Origin of the sequence: Bradyrhizobium sp. B124, from assembly GCF_038967635.1 — a bacterium.
Lineage (GTDB): Bacteria > Pseudomonadota > Alphaproteobacteria > Rhizobiales > Xanthobacteraceae > Bradyrhizobium.
In genome coordinates this window covers 5250858-5273762 of the sequence record NZ_CP152413.1, presented here as the reverse complement: position 1 = coordinate 5273762, position 22905 = coordinate 5250858, and the positions used below count along the sequence as shown (strand labels likewise).

Genomic DNA, 22905 nt, shown 5'->3' with positions numbered 1-22905 from the left:
CAGAATCGCGCGCCATCCATTCAACTGACGATGTCTTTGGAGGAGGGCCGTTCTGACCATTCAACAAGGCGCAACGGCTAATCGAATGGCCCCAATATACACACTTTCCGCGCGAATGCAAGGTTCGGGCGGTAGCGGGTTCCCGCTCGGATTGACGGAATGGAGGGAGCGCGGATCACTCCGCCGCCGCTTCCGCTGACGGCTCGCCCTTCCAGCTCAGGATCTCCGCGGCGAGGATCGGGTGATTAAAGCCCTTCAGCACGAGGTCGTCGATGGCGCGGCCTTCGACATGGGGCTCGACCATGCCGAAGACGCGGCGGCTCACCACGATCTGGCCGGCCTTGGCCTCGCCGCACAGGCGGGAGGCGAGGTTGGTGACGCTGCCGATCGCGGCATATTCCAGCCGCTGCTCGAAGCCGACCTGGCCGAGCGTGGCATAGCCGAGCGCGATGCCGATGCCGAAGCCCAGGGTATGCCCGCGGTTGCGCCACTTCTCGGTCAAGGGGCCGACCGTGTCGCGCATCTCCACCGCCATCCGCACCGCGCGCGCAGTGTGGTCGGCGAGCTGGATCGGCGCGTTGAACAGGATCATCACGCCGTCGCCGGCATATTTGTCGAGCGTGCCCTCGTACTTGAAGATCAGCTTGCCGAGCGCCGCGTGATATTCGCGCAGCACGTTCATCGCTTCTTCCGGCTCGGTCGCCTCGGTGAAGGCGGTGAAGCCGCGCAGGTCGCAGAACACGACGGTGACTTCGCGCCGATGGCTGTCGAGCAGGCCCTCGGGATTGTCGGAGGAGGCGATCAGCTGCGCCACCTGCGGCGCCAGGAAGCGCTCGAGCCTGCGGATGCGCTCGATCTCGCCGAGCTGGGTCTCGACCCGCTGCTCCAACGACTTGTTCCAGTCGGTGAGCTCTTCGGTCTGCTGCCTGAGCTTGTCCGCCTGCTCGCGCACGGTGGTGTTGGCCAGCTCCAGCGCGTGGCTCTTCTGGTCGACCTCGGTGAACAGCCGCGCATTGCGCATCGCCAGCACGGCCTGATGCGCAAAAGTCTTCATCAGGCCGATCAGGCTCGCGGGGAAATCGCCGGCCGTCTTGCGCAGCACCACCAGCGAGCCGAGCACGCCCTGCTGATCGACCAGCGGCACCACCAGCACCGAGTGGAAGCCGGCGCCGACCACGACATCGCGCAGCGGATGATCGGGACTGGATTCTTGTTTTAACGCGTTTTCTTCACGCGAACCGGTATCCGCTTCGCTCGAAAACGCTATCGTGGCGAGATCAGGGAACGCCAGCGGCTCGCCCTTCGTCGCGGCTTCGCCGAGCGGGCTGTTCGCGGCATCGATCGCGCGGTGATGGCCCTCGGCGTCGGCGTCGATGCCGATCGACTGCGTCAGGTTGAACGTGCGGTGTGTCGCGTCGTAGCCATAGATCAGCACGGCGTCGGCATGGGTGATCTCGAGCGCGCGGGCGGCGACCGTCGGCAGCACGGCGTTGAGGTCGAGCGAGGACGCTACCGCGCGGCCGACCTCCTCCAGCACCTTCAGCTCGTTGATCGATTGCGCGAGGTCGCGGGTGCGCTCCTTCACCTTGCCTTCGAGGCCGGAATAGGTCTCGGCAAGCTGCGAGGCCATGCTGTTGAATTGCCCGGCGAGCTCCTCCAGCTCATCCGCGGTCTTCACCTCGATGCGGTGGCCGAAATCGCCATCGCCAAGCCGCCGCGCGCCGGTGCGCAGCGCCGTGATTGGCACCAGCATGCGCCGCGCCAAAATCGTGCCGGCGATGATCGCGACCACGAGACCGAGCGCGATCAAGAGCGCGATGCGCACCAGCTGGTCGCGGATCGGGGAGAGCGCCTGCGCGGTCGGCTGCTCGACAAAGACGTGCCAGCCGAGGTCCGGCGCTGCGGTTGCAGTCGTCAGCACCGCGTTGCCGTCGACATCCTTGCCGGAGGCGATCCGCCTGCCGCTCGGCGACAGCACCGCGGCGACCTGCGGCAGCGCGGCAAGGTCCTTGCCGACCTCGGGGCCCTTCGACGAGCTCGCGAGCACGCGACCCTTGGCGTCGACGAGATAGGCGTAGGCCGTGCGGCCGACCTGGGAATCGCCGAAATAGTCGTTAAGGAAACGCAGGTCGATCTCGGCCACCGTGACGCCGGCATTGAAGCCGGAATGCTGCTCGCCGATCGACATATACGGCCGCTCGTCGCGAAAGTACGCCGGCGCATAGGCGGTGCCGCGCTCGATCGCCTCCGTGAAGCGGAGGTCGCGGGAGAAGTCGGCGTTGGAATTCAGCGTGTAGGTCTGGCGCGACAGCCGCAGCACCTCGCGGCCCTGGCCGTTGATCAGGGTGAGCTGGTTCACCGCCGGCACCTGGCCGAGCAGCTGGGCATAATCGGCGCGGCGCAGCTCGATCGTGTTGGAGGAGGCGCGGGTCACCCAGGAGATCTGCCGTTCGAGATCGGCGATCGATTGCTCGATGTGCTTGGCGGTGGCGTCCGCCTTCTCGCTCATCGCGTCGGTCAGCGTGCTCCTGATGCCGCGGTAGCTGATCCAGGTCTCTAGCGCGCCGTTGACCGCCAGCACGAACACGACGAGGCCGACCAGCGCGAGGACGTATTTGGCGAACAGGCCGCCGCGCAGGAACCAGTTCTTGCCCTTGTCCGGTGCCCCGTTCATCCAGCCTCGTCCGTTCCCCTCCGATCAGTCGGGTGCGCCACTGTATCGCTGCTGTTTAGCACGGATCGGCGGGGCAAGGCGGGGCCTCCCGTCGCATGGTTAGCCCTGCATTCCGGCGGGGGATATCCGGGAATATTCAGCGGTTGAACAGCTGCCGCAGCACGTCGCTCATCGCGGGATTGTCATGCTGCTCGGCGGGGTCGGCCGGCGGAGGGGCGGGCGGTGGTGGTGCGGCGGCCGGCGGCGCGTCCGGGGTGGGCTGGGCCAGGCTGCGGCTCGGGCGGGAGGCGTTGCCCTGATTGAGGGTCGAGAGGCCCTGCTGCAGCAGGTTCCCGATGGTGTCGCCGAGCTGCCCGCCGAGCGGGCTGTTCTGGCCGGCGGCCGCGCCGGCTGGCGCCTGGCCGGTGCCGGGCTGCGCGGCGGTCCCGCTGCCCTGCACGCCGTTGAGGAGGTTGCTGAGCCCGTTCAAGCCTTGGCTCAGGCCTTGGTTCAGACCCTGGCCATTCGCGCCGAACAGGCCCTTGCCCATCTCCTTGAGCTTGGCATAGGCGGCCTCTGGATTGTCGAGGATGCCCTGCATCTCCGGATAGATCCGTGGGGACACCCACGGCCCCTCGATCATCACGGGGATGCCGAGGCCGACCGGATTGCCGGTGCGGCCCTGGCCTTCGGTGGTCATCACGAGCTGCGGCTCGACGCGGAACCCGATCTGGCGGGTGTTGAGATCGACGGTGCCGACCCCGCCCATCTTCACCAGCGGGCCGACCAGATTGAGGTCGGTGGTCACGGCCTGGCCCTTGTCGAGCTTGAACGAGGCCGAGAGCTGGCTGAGATCGGTCGACAGTGCCTCACTCTGCTGCCAGCCCGACAAGGTGTTGGTGGTGAGGTTGCGGATCATCTGCGCGACGTTGAGGCCGAGGATCTTGCCGTCCTGGAATACGACGAACGCCGTGCCGCCGAGATTGCCGACGATGGCGCGCGCGCTGGTGCCCTGCGAGGTTAGCGCGATCTTGGCCTGCATCTTGCCGTCGAGCTTGTCGAATTCGGCGAGGCTCTTCAGCACCGGCAGCGCACGGACGCCGGCGAGATCGAGCCGCAGCGCGTAGGTTGGAGTAGCTGCCTTGGCGTCGACGGTGACGTCGCCATTGGCGGTGCCCTCATAGGCGCCAAGATTGGCGAGCCGGGCCTTCAGCACGCCGCTGTCGACAGATGCATCGATCGCAGCCTGCGCGAAGCGGCCGTCACCGATCACGAGCTCCGCCGTTGAGATGCGCGCCTGCACGTCGACATAATTGAGCCCGCCGAGGTCGATCGATGCGTTGCTCCAAATGTTGGTGCCCAATGGCTGCGCCGCATCCGGTTGGCTCGGCGGCAGCGCCATCGAGATGCGCTGGAAGTCGAGATCGAGCTTCACCAGCGGCTTGTTGCTGGCGAAGTCGACCGAGGCCCAGCCGGTGAAGCCGCCATCGCCGAGCGTGCCGGATACGCCGTTGAACATCACCACCGTGCCGTTCAGGCGCACTTCCGCATTCGCCTTGATCGCCGCGGGCAACAGGCCGGGTGCGTCGATGTTGAACTCGGCCGGCACGTTTTGGCGTTCAAGCGGCGCTTGCGGCGCGGTCGCGCGGATCTCGAACTTCAGCGGCTTGTCACTGGCGCTCGCACTCCCCGTGACGACGATCTTGCGGTCGTTGTCGATGGTCGCATCGGCATTGAGCGTCTCGATCCGATTCTCGACCCGGTCGCGCACATTGGAGAACACGATGGTGCCGCCGGTGACGCTGACATGCCGGATCGTGAGCCCGCCGCTGTCGGACGCGGAAGACTTCGCCGGCGGATTGTGATCGCGGGTGCGCTCGCGCTGCAGCGGCAGATTGATCACCGGCTTGACGATCACAAGGTCGGTGATGTCGGGCTGGCCCGACCACAGGCTCGACAGCGTCATCTCGGCTTCGACCCGATCAGCCGCGAACCGGTTGTTGGCCTCGCGCTCCCGCGGGTCCTGCAACACGACGTCGCTTAGCGTCAGATTGACGGTCGGCCAGAGGCCAATCTTGGCGCTGCCATTGATGGTGAGTGTGTAGCCGGTCTCCCGCTCGACCCGCTCGGTGATGGCCGATGTGAGAAACGAGGACGGGATCCCGACCGCGGCCACCAGCGCGATGATCACGATCACGACAGCGATGGCGGCCCCGGCGAATTTCAGTGCTCTCATCTCGATATTCCAGGCCGGGCAGACAGGGTTCCGCCGTGGAAAGGCACGGCCGATCGCATGAGATTATCCCGCAAACGGGACCTTGCTCCAACGAGGCGAAAAATAATCCGTTACCAGCATGAACTTATGTGACCTCTCACACACTCTTATGAGGGTGATTGTTGCTAACCGGGCGGAGGGGACCGCTCGGATCGATTTGGAAGGCAATACAATGAGCAAACAGGCCGAATTTGCGGTCATTCTGAAAATGAACCCTATGTTCGCCGATCTCGGTGCGGACGAATTGGCGCGGCTTTCGGGCCTCTGCCACACCCAGCAGCTCGCCACCGGCGAGGTGCTGTTCCAGAAAGGCGATCCCGGCGACGCCCTGTTCGGGGTCCGCCGCGGCCAGGTACGCATCGAAACCGGCGCCTCCGACGGCAGCCGGCTCACACTGAACTTCATGGGATCCGGCGACCTGTTCGGCGAAGTCGCTGTCCTCGACGGTCAGGATCGCACCGCGGATGCGACCGCGGGCGAGCCCACCGAATTGTTCGTCCTGCGGCGGGAGGATTTCCTGGGCTTCCTCGAGCGCGAGCCGAAGGTCGCGGTCCGCCTGATCGAATTGCTGTGCCAGCGCATCCGCTGGCAGAGCGAGCGGATGGAAGAATCCGTGCTGCAGCCATTGCCGGTCCGTCTCGCACGCCGGCTGTGCGCGCTGGCCGAGGATTTCGGTTCCGAGGTGCACATCTCGCAGGAGCAGCTCGGCATCTTCGTCGGCGCCGCGCGCGAGAGCGTCAACCGGCAGCTGCAGACCTGGCGCAAGGACGGCATCGTCGACCTGCAGCGCGGCCGGATCATGCTGCACAACATGACCAAGCTGACGGCGGTCGCACGCAACGACTAAACGGTCGCATGCAACGCGCGCGCGAGGATCGCGTCCTCTCGCGCGCCTTGCTTGCGAATGTTGACGCACTCCTGCCTAAAAGACTTGCTTGCATGACGAGGCGGGTATCGCTTTCATCCGCGTGCCGGTCCTTGGGGTGACACCCAGCCTTGCTGGCCTCACGCCATCCACCTGCAAACCCCTGCGGTCTTTCCCGTTGACCGCAGGGGTTTTGCGTTCCACGAGTGCGTGACGCGAATTCGCCTACCTCATCACCACTTCGGGATTGGCCCAGCGCAGATACTGGCGCGGCGCGGCGCCGAGCTCGCGCTTGAACATCGCGGCGAACGCGCTCGGGCTGTCATAGCCGACGTCGAGCGCGACGCCGGTGACCGCTTCGCCGGCGCCGAGCCGCGCCAGCGCTTCGAGCAGCCGCACCCGCTGGCGCCAGGCCGCAAAGCTCTGTCCGGTCTCGCGCCGGAACAGCCGCGTCAAGGTCCGCCGGCTGAGCTGGCAGCGGTCGGCCCATTGGTCGAGCGTGAGATCGGAGCTCGGATCGACCAGCACCGCTTCACAGATCGCGGCGAGCCGCGGATCGGGCGGCACCTGCACATGCAACGACACTTCAGGCATCCTGCCGATCTCATCGAGCAGGAAATCGACCAGCCGGCCGTCGCGCCCTTCCGGGTCGTAACGGGTCGGCATATGCACCGCTTCTTCCATCAACGCTTCGACCAGCGCGGAGACCCTGATCAGGCGGCAGGTTGCCGGCGCATTCCGCACGCGATCCGGCGTGACATAGATGGTCTGGATCTCGACCTCGCCCCATGCACGCGATTGATGCGCGACGCCGGCCGGAATCCACAGGCCATGGCCGGGCGGAACGACGAAATGACCGCGCTCGGTCATCATCGAGGTCACGCCTGCGGTCTGCAGGATGAATTGATCGCGCCGATGCGCGTGTCGCGCGCTCGTGCTTTCGTTCGGATAAGAGGCCGCCATAGCCGCGAGCGGCCGTTCGACCTGTTGCAGTTGTCCGGCATAATGCGCGGCGGCTACGGGACCGGATTGCTTGCGGCACACGCGCAAGCCGGCGGTGTCATTTCGTCGCGCTGCGACTTTCAAGTGTCGTGAGCTCCTGATCGATCGTCGTTTTCGCAGGGTGCTCATGCATCTTCCGGGCCAGTTGGCCCGATCGCGATGGTTGTTGTCCCCATTCAGGTAGCGCGGGATACGGCGTTTGGCAACAATGCCTCACCCCGCGACATTCGCCGAAATCGAATGCCTGACGCGCGGCGACGGAGAGGTCCGATGAACAGACGCGAATTCACCAAGGCGATGCTGGCCTGCGGTGCAGCCATCCCGTTCGGCATCACGCGGGCGGCGGGCCAGACCCGCGGTGGAACGCTCAACACCATCATCCAGCCCGAGCCGCCGGTTCTGGTGACCGCGCTGAACCAGCAGCAGCCGACCTTGACACTCGGCGGCAAGATCTATGAAGGCCTGCTGAAATACGGCGCCGACCTCAAGCCGATGCCCGGCATGGCGCAGTCCTGGGAGGTCTCGCCGGACGGCCTGACCTACACATTCAAGCTGTTTCCCGGCATCACCTTCCACGACGGCAAGCCGATGACCTCGGAGGACGTGGTCTTCAGCTGCATGAAGCTGCTGGTGGAGACCCATCCGCGCGCGCGGCAGAACTTCGCCCGCGTGGCGTCGGCCGAAGCGCCCGATCCGCTCACCGTCGTGTTCAAGCTGAAGCAGCCGTTCGCGCCCTTCATCGGCTGCTTCGACTGCACGTCCGCCCCGATCGTGCCCAAGCACATCTACGACGGCACCGACTATCGCAAGAACCCGGAGAACGACAAGGCGATCGGCACCGGCCCCTTCAAGCTGAAGGAATGGGTGCGCGGCTCGCATGTTCACCTCGTCCGCCACGACGGCTACTATCTGAAGGACGAGCCCTATCTCGACGAGATCGTCTACCGCGTGATTCCGGATGCGGCGTCGCGCGCGCTCGCGCTCGAGAACGGCACCGTGCAGCTCGTGCAATGGTCCGACGTCGAATTCTACGACGTGCAGCGTTTCAAGGCGCAGAAGAATCTCGAATTCACCACCAAGGGCTACGAGTATTTCGCGCCGCACCAGTGGCTCGAAATGAACAACCGCATCGCGCCGATGAACGACAAGCGGTTCCGGCAAGCGGTGATGCACCTGATCGATCGCGAGGCGTTCAGCAAGCGCGTGTACTTCGGCAACGCCAAGGTTGCGACCGGCCCGATTTCGTCGAAGACGCGGTTCTACGATCCGAACGTGAAGCGCTACGAGTTCTCCGTGGACAAGGCCAAGGCGCTGCTCGACGAGATGGGATTGAAGCCTGGCGCCAACGGCAAGCGGGCCGAGATCAAGTACATCGTGCCGCCCTATGGCGAGTCCTATCAGCGCGCCGGCGAATTCTTCCGTCAGAGCTTTGCACGCGTCGGCATCGACCTCGTGCTTGTCGGCACCGATATGGCGGGCTGGGCCGAGAAGGTCGGCAACTGGGACTATGAGATGACCCAGAACCTGCTCTACCAGCTCGGCGATCCCGCGCTCGGCGTGGCGCGCACCTATATTTCGTCGAACATCAAGAAGGGCATCCTGTTCTCGAACACGCAAGGATACTCGAATCCCGAGGTCGACAAACTGTTCGACGAGGCCGCAATCACGCTCGACGAAGCCAAGCGCCAGGAGCTCTACAGCAAGGTGCAGCAGATCCTGGTCGAGGATGTGCCGGTGGCCTGGACGCTCGAGATCGAATATCCCATCATCTACGACAAGGCGTTCAAGAACATCGTGACGACGGGCATCGGCTCGCACGAAACCTTCGGGTCGGTCTACAAATCGTGACCCGGCTCGGGAGCGCAACGGCGATCGGGCTCCAGGCGATCAGCCGCATCGCCCAGCTCGTCGCCGTGATCATCGTCATCGCGACGTTCAACTTCGTGCTGGTGCGGGCCGCACCCGGCGATCCGGCCCAGGTGATGGCCGGGCAATCCGGCGCGTCCGATCCAAAACTGCTCGACGATCTGCGCAAGGAGTACGGGCTCGACAAGCCGTATTTCGTGCAGCTCGTGAGCCACCTCGGCCGCGTCGTCAGGCTCGATCTCGGCTATTCCTATCGGCAGCGCCGCCCCGTCGTCGATCTGATCCTCGAACGGCTTCCAGCGACGCTGCTGTTGACGGTCACGGCGTTCTGTCTCGCGCTCCTGATCGGCACCGCGCTCGGCGCGCTGGCGGGGCTCGCGGCCGGCAGCGTGCTCGATACGGTGTTCACCGTGCTCTCGCTCGTGCTCTATGCGACGCCGGTGTTCTGGCTTGGGCTGATGCTGGTGCTGGTGTTCTCGGTAGCGCTCGGCTGGCTGCCGCCGTTCGGCTATGAGACCATCAACGTCCAGCTCTCGCCGATCGAGCACGCGCTCGACATCATGAAGCACATGATCATGCCGGTCACCTCGCTGGCGGCGATCTATCTGGCGATCTATGCGCGGCTGATGCGATCCTCGATCATCGAGGTCGCGCAACAGGATTTCATCAAGACGGCGCGCGCCAAGGGCCTGTCCGGCACGCGTATCGTCGTCGGGCACATGCTGCGCAATGCGCTGGTGCCGGTCGTCACCGTCGCCGGCATGCAGGCCGGCGCGCTGGTCGGCGGCGCCGTCGTCATCGAGACGGTGTTTGCCTGGCCCGGCCTTGGCCGCCTGACCTTCGAGGCCCTGCTGCAGCGCGACTATCCCGTCCTGCTCGGCATCTTCCTGATCCTCTCGATCGTCGTGATCGCGCTCAACCTTCTGACCGATCTGGTCTACCGGCTGATCGATCCGCGCATGACCACGGGAGCGGCGTGATGGAGACGGTGCGCGCTTTCCTGCGTCATCCCAGCGGTATGATCGGGCTTGTCCTGCTGCTCGTCGTCGTTGTCATCGCGATCATCGCGCCGATCGTGTTTCCGGTCTCACCCTGGGAGATGGTCGGTGCGCCGTTCACGCCGCCCGGCGAGGACGGCTTATGGCTCGGCGGCGATACGCTCGGCCGCGATGTCGCGGCCGGCGTCGCCTATGGCGCGCGCGTCTCGCTGCTGATCGGCATCGCATCGGCGCTCGCGGCGATGGCGATCGGCGTCGTGGTCGGTGCGATCTCGGGCTATTTCGGCGGCAAGGTCGATCTGGTGCTGATGCGGATGACGGAATTGTTCCAGACCATTCCGGCCTTCGTGCTCGCCATCCTGCTGGTCGCAACGTTCAATCCGTCGCTGCTCACGATCATCCTGACCATCGGGGCGGTGAGCTGGCCGCCGCTGGCGCGGCTGACGCGCGCGGAATTCCTGCGCCTGCGCCATCGTGAATTCGTCGAGGCGGCGCTGTGCCAGGGCGAGCGCACCCGGCGCATCGTGCTCGGCCATATCCTGCCGAATGCGATCTCGCCGATCCTGGTCGTGACGTCACTGACGGTCGCCACCGCGATCCTGCTGGAAAGCGCGCTGTCCTTCATGGGGCTCGGCGACCCCAATTTGATGTCGTGGGGCTTCATGATCGGCGCGGGGCGTACCGCGATCCGCAATGCGTGGTGGATGAGCGTGTTTCCCGGGCTTGCCATCCTCGTCACCGTGCTGGCGATCAACCTGTTCGGCGAAGGCCTGTCCGATGTCCTCAACCCGCGCGTCTCGAGGCGCCGGTCATGAGCGAAGCTATGCAGAGCAACGCCCCGGTTCTTGCGGTCAAGGATCTCTCGATCGCGCTTCCCAAGGGCGGCGATCGGCCCTTCGCGGTCGAGAATGTGTCGTTTGAGATCAAGCCCAACGAGGTGGTCTGTCTGGTCGGCGAATCCGGCTCCGGCAAGTCGATGATCGCCCATGCGGTCCTGCAGCTGTTGCCGCGGGGCGTCGATATCGTGTCCGGCACCGTCATGGTCGCGGGGCAGGATCCATCCAAGCTCGACAGTCGCGGGCTAAGGAATTTGCGCGGCGGCAATGCCGCGATGATCTTTCAGGAGCCGTTGTCCTCGCTCAATCCGCTCAAGCGGGTAGGCAAGCAGATCGAGGAGATGATCCTGGCGCACCAGCGGCCCACGCCGTCGATGGCGGAGGTCCGCGAGCGGGTGCAGACGCTGCTGACGCAGGTCGGGCTGCCGAACCCGCTTCTGCTGGAGAAGAGCTACCCGTTCGAGCTCTCCGGCGGTCAGCGCCAGCGCGTGATGATCGCGATGGCGATGGCCAACCGGCCCGCGCTGCTGATCGCGGATGAGCCGACCACCGCACTCGATGTCACGACCCAGCGTCAGATCCTGCGCCTGATCGACGATCTCCGGCGCGAGCGCGGCATGGGCGTGTTGCTGATCACCCATGATTTCGGCGTCGTTGCCGATGTCGCCGACCGCGTCGTGGTGCTGCGCCATGGCAAGGTGGTCGAGCAAGGCACGGCCAGTGAGGTGCTGCGCAATCCGCAAGCCGCCTACACGCGCGAACTGATCGATGCGGTGCCGAAGGCGCGGCTCGCCGATATCCATGACACGATCGTGCGACCGGAGCCGTTGCTGGAGGTCGTCGGCCTGCAGAAGACCTTTCGGGTCAAGCGCGGCTGGTTGCAGCCGCCGCGCGAAGTCGTCGCCGCGGACGGCATCTCGCTGACCTTGCACCAGGGCGAGACGCTTGCCGTCGTCGGCGAATCCGGCTCCGGCAAGTCGACGCTGGGGCGCATGATCATGCGGCTGACCGAACCGGATGCCGGCGCCATTCGTTTCGGCGGCGCCGACCTCCGGCTGTTGCGTGGTGAAGCGCTCCGCCAGGCGCGGCGGCGGCTTCAGATCGTGTTCCAGGATCCGTTTGCCAGCCTCGATCCGCGCCAGAAGGTCGGCGATGCCGTCGCGCGCGGTCCGATGGCCTATGGCACCTCGCGTGCCGAGGCGATGGCGCAGGCGCGGAAGCTGCTGGTGCGGGTCGGCCTGTCGGAGACCGCCGCGGATCGCTACCCGCACGAATTCTCGGGCGGCCAGCGCCAGCGCATCTGCATCGCGCGGGCGCTCGCGCTCAAGCCGCGGGTCTTGATCGCCGACGAGGCGGTGTCGGCGCTCGACGTCTCGGTGCAGGCCCAGGTGCTGGCGCTGCTCGCCGAACTGCGCCAGGAGATGCGGCTCGCAATGATCTTCATCACCCACGATCTGCGCATCGCGGCCGAGATCGCCGACCGCGTCATCGTGCTGCAGAAGGGGCGCATCGTCGAGGAAGGCACTACGGCAGAGGTCTTCACCGCGCCGCGTCAGGCCTATACGCGCGACCTGCTCGATGCGATCCCCGGCCGCGATTTCTTCGACCAGCCGGGCTTTGCGGCCGCGGCCGGCGCACGCCAGACGGCGAGGATCGCTTCCGGCATCGACGCGGTGTAAACTAACAACAAAGGGAGGTTCGCTATGGGTCACGAGGGCGCAGGCGGCAAGCCGCCGGTCAAGTCGCAGGAGGATCTTCGCGCGCATTTCGGGCAATTGAGCCCGCTCGCCGAGAAGAAGGTGCTCAACCATCTCGACAAGTTCTGCCGCGACTTCATCGCGCTGTCGCCGTTCCTGGTCATCGCCTCCAGCGACGGCAAGGGCCATGCCGACGCCAGCCCGCGCGGCGACGCGCCGGGCTTCGTCTCGGTGCTCGACGACAAGACGCTGCTGATCCCGGATCGGCGCGGCAACAACCGGGTCGATACATTCGGCAATATCATCGCTTCGCCCGGGGTCGGTTTGATCTTCATGGTGCCGGGCATCAACGAGACCCTGCGCATCAACGGGCGGGCCGAGATCTCGCAGGAGCCGGATCTCCTGACGCCGCTGACGGTGCAGAACGTCACGCCGATCATCGGCATCAAGGTGCATGTCGATGAGACCTACTTCCATTGCGGCAAGGCGCTGATGCGCTCAAAACTCTGGAATCCGGCCGCGCAGGTCGAGCGCCACAGCTTCCCGACGCTCGGCCGGATCATCGCCGAGCAGACCGCCGCCGTCGAGGTCGAGGTCGCCGAGAAGACGATGGAAGAGGCCTATCGCACGCGGCTGTATTAGAGCGCGACAGGACTCGCTTCGGCGCGCCGCTATATCCTCGTCCACCGTGGTCATCGCCCGGCTCGACCGGGCGATCCAGTACGCCGCAGCCTCTCGGCTCAAGCACTGCGGTCTCTGGAATACTGGATCACCCGCATGCGCGGGTGATGACACTGAGCAAGGTGAAGGGCGTCTGCACGATTTCTGGATAATGGAAAAATACCCCTGAGTTGCCCGACGAGTCAAGTTGCCGTGTCGAACGCGGCGGCCGCCGGCTACTGTGCATGGGGTTGTTTTCGATATTTTGGTGGGCGCCCCTTCATCGTGCGCTGACGCGGCGCGAACTTGGCTCATTCTGCGGCGGGCGAGATCATGCTCGGCGGACCGGGCTTCTTGGCCTTGTCAGCCTCGGGCTCGCTCGGGGTCAGCTCGTGGTCGGCATGCGAGACCACGAGCCGCTTGCCGAAGCGCCAGATCAGGTTGCCGATGTCGTCCATCACCATGAACATCGCCGGCACGAACACCAGCGACAGCACGGTCGAGAAGATCAGGCCGCCGATCACCGCGAGCGCCATCGGCGAACGGAATTCACCGCCGGCGCCGAACGCCAGCGCCGACGGCATCATGCCGGCGGCCATTGCGATCGTGGTCATCACGATCGGGCGGGCGCGCTTCATGCCGGCGTCGATCATGGCTTCCTCGCGCGCCTTGCCGTCGCGGATCGCCTCCACCGCGAACTCCACCAGCATGATGGCGTTCTTGGTGACGATGCCCATCAGCATCAGGATGCCGATCCACACCGGCGTGGTGAGCTGCTTGCCGGTCAAAAGCAGCGCGCCGATCGCGCCTCCGATCGAGAGCGGCAGCGAGAACAGGATGGTGATCGGCTGCAGGAAGGTGCCGAACAGCAGCACCAGCACGGCGTAGACCATCATCAGGCCGGCGGTGATCGCGGTGGCGAAGCCGTCGGACAGCTCGGCGAGGCTCTCGGCGTCGCCGGACGGGCTGACCTTCACGCCCTTCGGCAGGCTCTTCATCACAGGCAGGTCGTAGATCAGCTTGGTGGCGTCACCGAGCGCGGCATTGCCGACGAGGTCGGCCGCGACAGTCGCCTGCCGCTCGCGGTCGTAGCGGTTGATGCTGGTCGGGCCCTGGTCGAGCTGGATGTCGGCGACGACGGAGAGCGGGACGCCACCGCGTTCGCCACGCGCGCCGAGCGGCACGCGCAGTTGCTCCAGCATCTGCAAATCACTGCGCGCATTGTCCTCGAGCTGGACGCGAATCGGGACCTGGCGGTCGCCGGCGTCGAACTTGGCCAGCGCCGGGCCGACGTCGCCGATGGTGGCGACGCGGATGGTCTGCGACAGGCTCTCGGTCGAGACGCCGAGCCGCGCCGCGAGCTCGGCGCGCGGACGGATGCGCAGTTCGGGCCGGTCGAGCGCGGTCTCCGAGATCACGTTGGCGATGATCGGGATCCGCTTCATCTGCGTCGCCAGTTCGCTGGCGACGTTGTTGACGATGTTGCTGTCGGTGCCGGTGACGACCAGCGAGATGGCGCGCAGGCCATTCTCGTCGAGGAACCAGAACCGGATATCGGGGACGTTATCGAGCTCCTTGCCGATCGACAGCTCGAGCTCGCGCTGGGTGATCTTGCGGTCCGCCTTCGGCGTGTAGTTGATGATCAGCGCGGCGCGGCGCACTTCCTGGATGCCCGGCGGCACGCGGCCGCCGTCGACGAACACGCTGCGCACCTCGGGCCGCTTGCGCAGCCGCGCCACGATCTCCTCGGTGACCTTCTCGGTATAGGCCAGCTGCGAGCCGGGCGGCAGCTCCATTGCGAGCAGCGAGCGCGCAGTGTCCTGCGCCGGCAGGAAGCCCTGCGGCAGCAGCGTGATGCTCCAAATCGACGCGGCGAACACCGCAAAGCCGATCAGCACGGTGATGTAATGGTGCTTCACCGACCAGGTGACGAGGCCGTGATAGCTGCGCAGGATGCGGCCGGGCGGCGGGTCGTCGTGGTCATGATGCTTGAGGAAATAGGCGGCCAGCATCGGCGTCACGAAGCGCGCGGCGAGCAGCGAGAAGAACACCTGTACCGACACGGTGATGCCGAACTGTTTGAAGAACTGCCCGGCGATCCCGGACATGAAGCTCGCCGGCGCGAAGATCGCGATGATGGTGAGCGAGATCGCGATCACCGCGAGCCCGATCTCGTCGGCGGCTTCGAGGGCGGCCCGGTAGGGCGTCTTGCCCATCCGCATGTGGCGCACGATGTTCTCGATCTCGACGATGGCGTCGTCGACGAGGATGCCGGTCGACAGCGTGATGGCGAGGAAGGAGACGAGGTTGAGCGAGAAGCCGAGCAGGTCCATCGCCCAGAATGCCGGGAAGATCGACAGCGGCAGCGAGACCGCGGCGATGATGGTGGCGCGCATATCGCGCAGGAACAGCAGCACGATGATGACGGCGAGGATCGCGCCCTCGAACAAGGTCGAGATCGCGGCCTCGTAATTGCCCTTGGTGAACTCGACCGAGGTGTCGATCAGCTTGAGGTCGACGTCGGGATAGGCAACTTTCAGGGCGTCGATCCGCTTCTGCACCGCGGCCGCGACGACGACGTCGCTGGCGCCCTTGGAGCGCTTGATACCGAGCGCCACCACCGGCTCGCCGTTGAAGCGGGCGAAGGTGCGCCGGTCGGCGATGGTGTCGGTGACGGTGCCGAGATCGTCGAGCCGGATCTCGCCGCCGCCGAACAGCGGAATCATGGTGCCGGCGAGTTCGTTCAGTGTCTTGGCGCCGGCCAGGGTGCGGATCGCCTGGTCGTTCTTGCCGATCTCGGCGCGGCCGCCGGCGACGTCGACATTGGTGCCACGCAGGATCTGGCTGACATTCACCGCGGTGAGCCCGACCGCCTGCAGCTTGTCGGGATCGAGCGAGACCAGGATCTCGCGCTCGACACCGCCGATGCGCTCGACCTGGGCGACGCCGCGCACGCCCTGCAGTGCGCGCTTGACCACGTCGTCGACGAAATATGAGAGCTGCTCCGGCGTCTTGCCGGGCGAGATCGCTGCGTAAGTCACGATCGGCAGGCCGATCACGTCGACGCGCTGGATCAACGGCTCGGTGACGTTCTGCGGCAGGTTGGCGCGCACCCGCGTTACGGCGTCCTTGACGTCGTTGAGCGCGCGGTCGGTATTGGTCTCCAGCGCGAACTGGATCGTCGTCACCGACAGGCCGTCGGTGATCGAGGACGAGATATGGCGCACGCCCTCGACGCCGGAGACGCCGTCTTCGATCGTCTTGGTGACCTGCGACTCAAGTTCCGAGGGCGCGGCGCCGAACTGCGACACCGCGACCGAGATCACCGGAATGTCGGCGCTCGGCAGCCGCGTCACCGCGAGCTTGGTGAAGGAGACCCAGCCCAGCACCAGCAGGATGATCGAGAAGACGATCGAGGGAAGCGGGTTCCGGATCGACCATGCCGAGATGTTCAAAGCCATTAGCGTGCCCGAATTAGCGTGATCGCGTGCGATCGAGTTCGTCGGCGAACATGGTCTTGATCTGGTCGCCGTCATGCAGCGAGGTGCCAGCATCGGCCACGACGATTTCGCCGACGTCGAGGCCTTCAAGGATTTCAGTCGAGGTGTCGGAGGTCAGCCCGACGCGCACCCTGCGGGTCTCGACCGTGTTGCCCTTCACGACTTGCAGGGTCAGGCGGTCGATCGCGGTGCGCGGCACCGCGACGCCGCAGGAGCGCTTGGCGTCGATATTGGCGCGCGCGAACATGCCGACCTTCAGCGTCGGATTGTTATTGATGGTGATGCGGACGTGCCCGAGCTGGGTGGCGCGGTCGATCTGCGGCGAGATCTGGCGAACCTTGCCGACGATGTCGGGCGCGTCGTCGCGGCTGATCCGGACATTGGCGCCGGGATTGAGCTTCAGGAGCTGGAAGCCCGGCACCTCGGCGTCGAGCTCGATCTCGTTGTTGACGGAGATCTTGAACATCGGCGGAGCCTGCGGCGAGGCCGGCGCGCCGGGCGCGGTGCGCACCTCGGTCACGAGGCCGGCGGCCGGCGCGCGCAGCACGATCGGCTTGGCATTGCCCTGCGCCGCCTGCTGCGGCGGCGGGGTCAACCGCGCCAGTTCCTGGTTCTCGGTCACGGTGTCACCCTCGCGGACCAGCACGTCGGTGACCTTGGAGCCGTCCTGGTCGACATACACCTGCGCCTCGCGGCGCGGCACGATGAAGCCGGTGACGCGGACCATGTCGGAGAAGCAGGCATTGGTCGACTTCGTCACCACGACCAGCGCCTGGCCCGGCGTCTCCTTCTCCTCCGGATGGGAGCGGTGCTCGAACGCGTAATAGGCGACAGCCAGCGCGAGGAACACCACCGTGCCGAGCGCAGGCTTGAGGTATTGGGAGAAATTCATCGCCTGATCAATCCAGAACTTGGCGCGTATCGACAGTGATTGTCTTGGGCGCTCGTCGAAGTCTCATCTCGCCGTCGTATTGTGTGGGCATCGGAAAGGCCGGGGTCCATTGTTCCGGATCATGCCCTGATGTCATGTGAGGCGGGTCACCTGTGGGCCGCTTTGGGCGTTCGCCCTCAAGCAAATGCGCCCCGCCGGGGTGCGGGACGCATTGTAACCTCAAAAAGGGGCCACGCCACCGCCCATCACTTGGAGGCGGTGTCCTTGTTTTCCATGTTGACGACCTGCACCCGCCGGTTGACGTCCGCCATCGGGTGGCTCGGGTCCTTCAGCTTGCTCTTGCCATAGCCGACGGTGACGAGATCGGTGCCGTTGATGCCATATTTGTCGACCAGATAGCGTTTGATGGCGTCGGCGCGGCGCTCCGAGAGGCCCTGATTGTAGTCCTCGCCGCCGGCGGCGTCGGTGTGGCCAGCGACCACGAAGGTCGAGCCCTTCAGGTCCTGATTGGTCAGGGCGCGGCCGAGCGCCTGCACCGACGGCAGCGACTTCGCGCTGATGTCGGCGGAGTTGTAATCGAAGTTGATCTCAAGATCGATCTTCGGCTTGTCCTGGACGATGGTCGCGATTTCCTCGCGCTCAGTCGAGGACAGCGAGCGGGTGGCGCGGCCACGGACGCTCTGCACGAATTTGGCCTGGTCGGCGTTCAGCCCGGGCGAGGTCTGCGGGCCGGCCGAAAGGCCGCGGGTCAGCGGCTTCTTCTCGGGTGTCAACGCCTTGATGATCTGATCCTCGGTGACGTCACCAGCGCGGGCGGTCGCCATGCCGAACCAGAGCATGGCGCCGACGGTCGCGATTGAAAGCATCGCGGCCCTTGCCGACGGCTTGAACATTTCGGTCCCTCCTGCGCCGGCTGGCGCGGTTCCATGCAACGGTTTGGATTGATTGCGGGCATCGCTGCCCGGCACGCACCCTCTGATTAGTCGCGCAATTTCGCCTGGGGTTCGAGCCGCGGGCAGGCCTCGCTCATTTGTCACTGCACGCCGTAGTAGGCGAATTCCTTGACGATGTTCGGGTCCATCGCCTTGGCGTTGGCGATGTCGAGATCGCCTTCCGCGACCGCGCCGCTGCGCTTCTTGGCAAGGCCGCGCCCGTACAGCGACGAGGTCAGCCGCGGGTTGATCTTCAGCGCGGCGTCGAAATCGGCGATGGCGTTCTTGTTCTGCCCGCCCTTCAGGTTCATCAGCCCGCGGCTGTCGAGCGCATCGACGAAATTCGGGCGCAGCCGCAATGCCTCGTTGCAGTCCTTCAGCGCCGCCTGCAGGTCGCCGATCACGGTGCGGACCCAGCAGCGGTTGTTATAGGCCTCGACATCCTTCGGGTTCAGTCGCAGCGAATTGGTGAAATCCTTCACCGCGAGGTCGTACGCGCCCTTGCTGGCAAAGACCTGGCCGCGGCGATACAGCGCAGCCGCGTCATCCGGGTTCTTGTCGAGCTTTTCGTTCAGGCCCTTGATCGTCGGATCGTCCGCGAGCACGGGCGAATTGCTCGGAGCCGGGGTGGGCTGGATCACCAAGGGCGGCGGAGGCGCGGGTGGCGGCAGCGCGATCTCGGGCGCTTTTGGCGGGGGCGGGGGTGCCGCCGGCGCTGTCGCGCCCGGTGGTTTCGGCGGCGCTGGTGGCGACGTCGGCGCGGTTGCAGCCGGAGGCGTCGGTGTCGGCTTCGGCGTTGCAGCGGGCGGGGCCGGCGGAGGTGCAACTGGCGGTGCCGTTGCCACCTCGGTCGACGGCGACGCGGCAGGCGCGGGCGCTGCGCTCGACGGTCCCGGCGCGCCGCCTGGAATGGCCGCGCCGCCTGGTGTGGCTGCGGCGCTTGGCGTGGCTGCGCCGCCCGGACTGAACGAGAAATCCTCGGCCAGCGACGACGATATCCACGGCACCTGTTCCTGCCGCGAGGCCCGGGTGACGCCGACGCGGGTGCGGTTCAGCGTTTCCTCCGCCATCAGGTCGGGGGTGCGGATCTCCTTCAGCAATTCCCGCACGAACAGGCTGCGGTCGCTGCCATTGTCCGAGACCACGGACGACAGCGCGGCCGAATACATCACCAACGTACCGTTGGGGGCGATCACCGGGGCGAGCCCGGCCGAGAAGCTGCGAAAGCGGCGCTCGAACGGGTTGCGCCGCGAGGCGTCGACCAGGGCGATCTTGACCCCGGCGCCGCGGCTGTTGATCTCGCCGAGCACGGTCTCGAGGCTGAAGCCGTCGCGGCGGACGTCGGCCTCGGCCCAGATCTGGGCATCGATCGGGATCATGTAGCTCTGCCGGTTCGACTGGATGCCGTAACCCGAGAAGAAGATCAGCGCGACCGAGCCGGGCTTGATCTTGCCATAGAGCCGGTCGAAGGCGCGGCGCATGCCGTCGCCGGTCAGGTTCTCGCCGACCTCGACGGTGAAGCCGTCGCGCTTGAGCTCGTCGGCGACGTCACGCGCGTCGTTAACCGGCTCCTTCAGCGGTGCGTCGGCGTCGGGATATTTGGCATTGCCGATGACCAGCGCGAAACGATCGCCGGCGGCGACGGACAGGGTGGGCGACGCGATTGAAAAAATCAGCGTGGCGAGCAAGGCAAGGCGGATTTTCATAATCGCAGCAAATCCAGATCGCGGCATTGTAATGAAATGGCGCCGCTTTCGGCCTGCGCCCCGGGGACCTTACTCTAGCGAAAAACCATTATCAAACCACGGTCAAACCCCCGTCAACGGCTTGCTGCACCATCGCTGATCGCGGCGGCAGGAGCGAGGCCGCAGTGCAGCAGCCGCGATCATGGCGGCCATCGCCTCCGTGGCATGGTGCAGGTTCCTGCGACCGGATAATGTGATTCCATTCACAGAGGCCGCGGCCGTCCCGTCATGCGCTCGTCGCACTTCGCGCGGTTTGACCTTTGCGCGAGGCGATGGCTTTGTGGTCGGGACGCCAAGCCAATCAAGAACAACCCGTTCAAACAAGGTCTGCCAACAAGAGCGAAACCGATGGGAAACGCCTACGAAATCTACGCCCTGCGCTATGCGACGATGTCGCCGCGCACGCCTCACCTCAACTTCCTGGTGCCCGATCCGCATGATACCACGGCGCAGGATCTCGATTATTTCGTCTGGCTCATCCGCGGTCACGGCCGCGATATCCTGGTCGACACCGGCTTCAACGCCGAGGAGGCCAAGGCGCGCGCCCGCAAGCTGACGCTCAACCCGGTCGATGCGCTGGCCGGCTTCGGCGTCAGCGCCGATGCGATCCGCGACGTCATCGTGACCCATCTGCATTATGACCACGCCGGCAATCTGGATCGCTTCCCGAATGCCAAATTCCATCTGCAGGAACGCGAGATGAGCTACGCGACCGGCCGCTGCATGTGCAACGGCATGCTGCGCCATCCGTTCTCCATCGAGCACGTCACCCAGATGGTGCGCCACGTCTATGGCGAGCGCGTCACCTTCCATTCCGGTGACGGCGAGATCGCGCCCGGCGTCACCGTGCATCGCGTCGGCGGCCATTCCGACGGCCTGCAGGTGGTGCGGGTCGAGACCGCGCGCGGCCCGGTCGTGCTGGCGTCGGACGCCGCGCATTATTATGCGAACCTGCACAAGCGTAGCCCGTTCCCGATCGTCTACAATGTCGGCGACATGGCGCAGGGCTGGGAGACCGTCGAGCGGCTTGCCGGTCATCCCGACCGCTTCATCCCGGGCCACGATCCGATCGTCAGCGAGATCTATCCGCGCGCCAGCGACAAGGTCGACGCGTTCGCGCTGCATCTGGCGCCGTCGCGATCGTTCGTGAAGTAGCCTCGCCGATATGGGCGCGGCGTATGCACAACACCTCAAGAAGCGTCAAAAAGAAGAAGCGATATGACTGAATACGAGACTCTCGGATTCATCGGCCTCGGCGTGATGGGTGAGCCGATTTGCCGCAACCTGGTCAAGAAGAGCGGCAAGCGCGTCGTGGTGTTCGACCTCGCGGCTGAGCCGCTGCAACGGCTGCGCGCTGACGGCGCCGATGTGGCTGAAACGGTCGCCGACGTCGTCAGGCAGAGCGATGTGCTGTTCCTCTGCCTACCGAGCGCCAAGCATGTACGCGCGGTGTTCGAAGGCGACGGCATCCTGTAGAACATCAGAAGCGGCCAGGTCGTGGTCGATCTCGGCACGTCGTCGGTCAGCCAGACCCGCGACTTCGCCGGGCAGCTACAGGCCAAGGGCGCGGCCTGGGCCGACGCGCCGATCGCGCGTACCCGGCAGGCGGCGCAGGACGGCACGCTCAGCGTGATGGTCGGCGCGGTGCCCGCGCTCTACGCCGCGATCGAGCCCCTGATCCGCTGCTTTGCTACCGACGTCACCAATTGCGGCGATGTCGGCGCCGGGCAGGTGACCAAGATCCTCAACAACATGGTGTTGTTCGAGACTGTGAACGCGCTTGCCGAGGCCGTCGCGGTAGCGAAGCACAATGGCGTCGATCCGAAACTGCTGCTGGAAACCCTGTCGAAGGGCTCGGCCGACAGCTTTGCGCTGCGCAACCACGGCATGAAGGCGATCGTGCCCGGCGTGTTTCCCGAGCGCGCGTTCTCGACCGAATATGCGCTGAAGGATCTGTCCTATGCGCTGGAGCTCGCCGCCGACGCCGGCATCAAGATCCGCGGCGCGGAGCTGATCGGCACAGTACTGCAGGAAGCGATCGACAAGGGATCGGGGGATAATTATTTCCCTGTGATCGCGAAGCATATCGGCGGGGCGTAGTGCAATATTTCACGCCGGCATTGCGCGCGTAATCCCATCACCGTCATGCTGAGGAGGCCGCGCAGCGGCCGTCTCGAAGCACGACGGCCCGACTGTGGCCGTGCATCCTTCGAGGCTCGCTCCGCTCGCACCTCAGGATGACGGGTTTGAAAGCTATGCTCGTGTTGTGCTGGGACGCCAGCCAACTCCGGCGTCGTCCTGGCGAAAGCCAGGACCCATAACCACAAATGTCCCTTGTTGGGCTCGCTGGAACGACGAGTCCCGTTCACAACACCGGCCGCGGAGTATGGGTCCTGGCTTTCGCCAGGACGACAACGGAGTGTGAGGCTAATACACCTCCTTCGCGTCGGCCTCTTCGCTGGTCTGCACCAGCTCGAGGCTGGTCTCGACCTTGCCGAGCAGGCGTGCGAGATCGCGGCGCTCCTGTGCGGACAGGCAGGACAGGATCTCCTGCTCCTTGCGCAGCAGGCGCGGGATCAGCTCTTCGTAGAGTGCCTGGCCCTTTTTGGTCAGGCGCAGGCGGAACTCGCGGCGGTCGTCGGCGTTCTCGACGCGCTCGACGATCTCGCGCTCCATCAGCGCCGACACCGCGCGGCTGATGGTGGATTTATGCGTGCGGGTGCAATGCGCGATGTATTGCGCGCTGCAGGGATCGCTGCGGAAACCCAGCGTGGCGAGCACGCGCCATTCCGGAATGTCGAGGCCGTAGCGCACCTGATATTCGCTCGACAGCGCCGAGGACACCTCGGCCGCCAGCCGGTTCAGGCGGAACGGCATGAAGTGGAAGAGGTCGAGGCGCTTCTTGGTTGGCGCGACATTGTCGCGCGCGTCCGCTTCCACGGCGCTGCGCGGCCGGGCTGGAGGCTGGCTTGCAGAGGTCCTGG

At 65.6% G+C, this 22905-nt stretch carries 16 protein-coding genes and 1 pseudogene; 9 read left to right on the top strand and 8 right to left on the bottom strand.

The genetic code is table 11. The features are described from left to right. Nucleotides 1-175: 175 nt before the first annotated feature. Nucleotides 176-2674 (bottom strand): adenylate/guanylate cyclase domain-containing protein, encoded by a 2499-nt coding sequence (locus AAFG13_RS25085; RefSeq protein ID WP_342708546.1) that lies wholly within the window; start codon nt 2672-2674, stop codon nt 176-178. 136 nt (nt 2675-2810) lie between these two features. Beyond that, nucleotides 2811-4889, bottom strand: a complete 2079-nt coding sequence (locus AAFG13_RS25080; RefSeq protein ID WP_342708545.1) for an AsmA family protein — start codon at nt 4887-4889, stop codon at nt 2811-2813. Between the two features lie 211 nt (nt 4890-5100). Here AAFG13_RS25080 and AAFG13_RS25075 point away from each other — a divergent pair, with 211 nt between their 5' ends. Then, nucleotides 5101-5775 (top strand): Crp/Fnr family transcriptional regulator, encoded by a 675-nt coding sequence (locus AAFG13_RS25075; RefSeq protein WP_212316557.1) that lies wholly within the window; start codon nt 5101-5103, stop codon nt 5773-5775. A gap of 243 nt (nt 5776-6018) precedes the next feature. Here the strand turns inward: AAFG13_RS25075 and AAFG13_RS25070 are convergent, their stop codons facing one another. Next, the gene (locus tag AAFG13_RS25070; protein ID WP_342713391.1) at nt 6019-6756 is read right to left on the bottom strand and encodes a helix-turn-helix transcriptional regulator; all 738 of its coding nucleotides are present in this window, start codon (nt 6754-6756) and stop codon (nt 6019-6021) included. On the opposite strand from AAFG13_RS25070, the gene AAFG13_RS25065 reads away from it, so the two are divergent. The 6 genes from AAFG13_RS25065 (at nt 6646) to AAFG13_RS25040 (ending at nt 12834) form a co-directional block, all read left to right on the top strand. Next, nucleotides 6646-6888 carry a hypothetical protein gene (locus tag AAFG13_RS25065; RefSeq protein WP_342713577.1) on the top strand — a complete coding sequence of 81 codons (243 nt, stop codon included), beginning with the start codon at nt 6646-6648 and terminating at the stop codon, nt 6886-6888. The two genes, AAFG13_RS25070 and AAFG13_RS25065, sit on opposite strands and share 111 nt — an antisense overlap. Before the next feature lie 177 nt (nt 6889-7065). Next, nucleotides 7066-8643: an ABC transporter substrate-binding protein gene (locus tag AAFG13_RS25060; RefSeq protein WP_212316561.1), complete on the top strand. Its 1578-nt coding sequence runs from the start codon at nt 7066-7068 to the stop codon at nt 8641-8643. After that, on the top strand, nt 8640-9641 hold the full coding sequence (locus tag AAFG13_RS25055) for an ABC transporter permease (RefSeq protein WP_342708544.1): 1002 nt from the start codon (nt 8640-8642) through the stop codon (nt 9639-9641). The genes AAFG13_RS25060 and AAFG13_RS25055 overlap by 4 nt, the downstream gene beginning before the upstream one ends. Beyond that, on the top strand, nt 9641-10474 hold the full coding sequence (locus AAFG13_RS25050; RefSeq protein WP_342708543.1) for an ABC transporter permease: 834 nt from the start codon (nt 9641-9643) through the stop codon (nt 10472-10474). Before AAFG13_RS25055 ends, AAFG13_RS25050 begins: the two co-directional genes overlap by 1 nt. Next, the gene (locus AAFG13_RS25045; protein ID WP_212316566.1) at nt 10471-12174 is read left to right on the top strand and encodes an ABC transporter ATP-binding protein; all 1704 of its coding nucleotides are present in this window, start codon (nt 10471-10473) and stop codon (nt 12172-12174) included. Before AAFG13_RS25050 ends, AAFG13_RS25045 begins: the two co-directional genes overlap by 4 nt. Nucleotides 12175-12198: 24 nt before the next feature. Then, the gene (locus AAFG13_RS25040) at nt 12199-12834 is read left to right on the top strand and encodes a pyridoxamine 5'-phosphate oxidase family protein (protein WP_212316568.1); all 636 of its coding nucleotides are present in this window, start codon (nt 12199-12201) and stop codon (nt 12832-12834) included. Nucleotides 12835-13163: 329 nt separating this feature from the next. Here the strand turns inward: AAFG13_RS25040 and AAFG13_RS25035 are convergent, their stop codons facing one another. From AAFG13_RS25035 to AAFG13_RS25020, 4 genes are all read right to left on the bottom strand, one after another. Beyond that, a complete protein-coding gene (locus AAFG13_RS25035; RefSeq protein ID WP_212316570.1) occupies nt 13164-16313 on the bottom strand; it encodes an efflux RND transporter permease subunit in 3150 nt (1049 codons plus the stop codon). A 13-nt stretch (nt 16314-16326) separates the two neighbouring features. Continuing rightward, nucleotides 16327-17244 (bottom strand): efflux RND transporter periplasmic adaptor subunit, encoded by a 918-nt coding sequence (locus AAFG13_RS25030; protein WP_342708542.1) that lies wholly within the window; start codon nt 17242-17244, stop codon nt 16327-16329. 245 nt (nt 17245-17489) lie between these two features. Beyond that, on the bottom strand, nt 17490-18137 hold the full coding sequence (locus tag AAFG13_RS25025) for an OmpA family protein (RefSeq protein ID WP_342708541.1): 648 nt from the start codon (nt 18135-18137) through the stop codon (nt 17490-17492). 140 nt (nt 18138-18277) lie between these two features. Further along, nucleotides 18278-19882, bottom strand: coding sequence for a caspase family protein (locus AAFG13_RS25020; protein ID WP_342708540.1), 1605 nt, complete (start codon nt 19880-19882; stop codon nt 18278-18280). Nucleotides 19883-20269: 387 nt separating this feature from the next. Here AAFG13_RS25020 and AAFG13_RS25015 point away from each other — a divergent pair, with 387 nt between their 5' ends. Both AAFG13_RS25015 and AAFG13_RS25010 read left to right on the top strand, forming a co-directional pair. Beyond that, the gene (locus tag AAFG13_RS25015; RefSeq protein WP_212316577.1) at nt 20270-21076 is read left to right on the top strand and encodes an N-acyl homoserine lactonase family protein; all 807 of its coding nucleotides are present in this window, start codon (nt 20270-20272) and stop codon (nt 21074-21076) included. 60 nt (nt 21077-21136) lie between these two features. Next, nucleotides 21137-22021 (top strand): annotated as a pseudogene (locus AAFG13_RS25010) (NAD(P)-dependent oxidoreductase); the annotation flags it as partial. Between the two features lie 327 nt (nt 22022-22348). Here the strand turns inward: AAFG13_RS25010 and AAFG13_RS25005 are convergent. Then, the gene (locus AAFG13_RS25005) at nt 22349-22798 is read right to left on the bottom strand and encodes a MarR family transcriptional regulator (RefSeq protein WP_249132115.1); all 450 of its coding nucleotides are present in this window, start codon (nt 22796-22798) and stop codon (nt 22349-22351) included. Between the last annotated feature and the right edge of the window lie 107 nt (nt 22799-22905).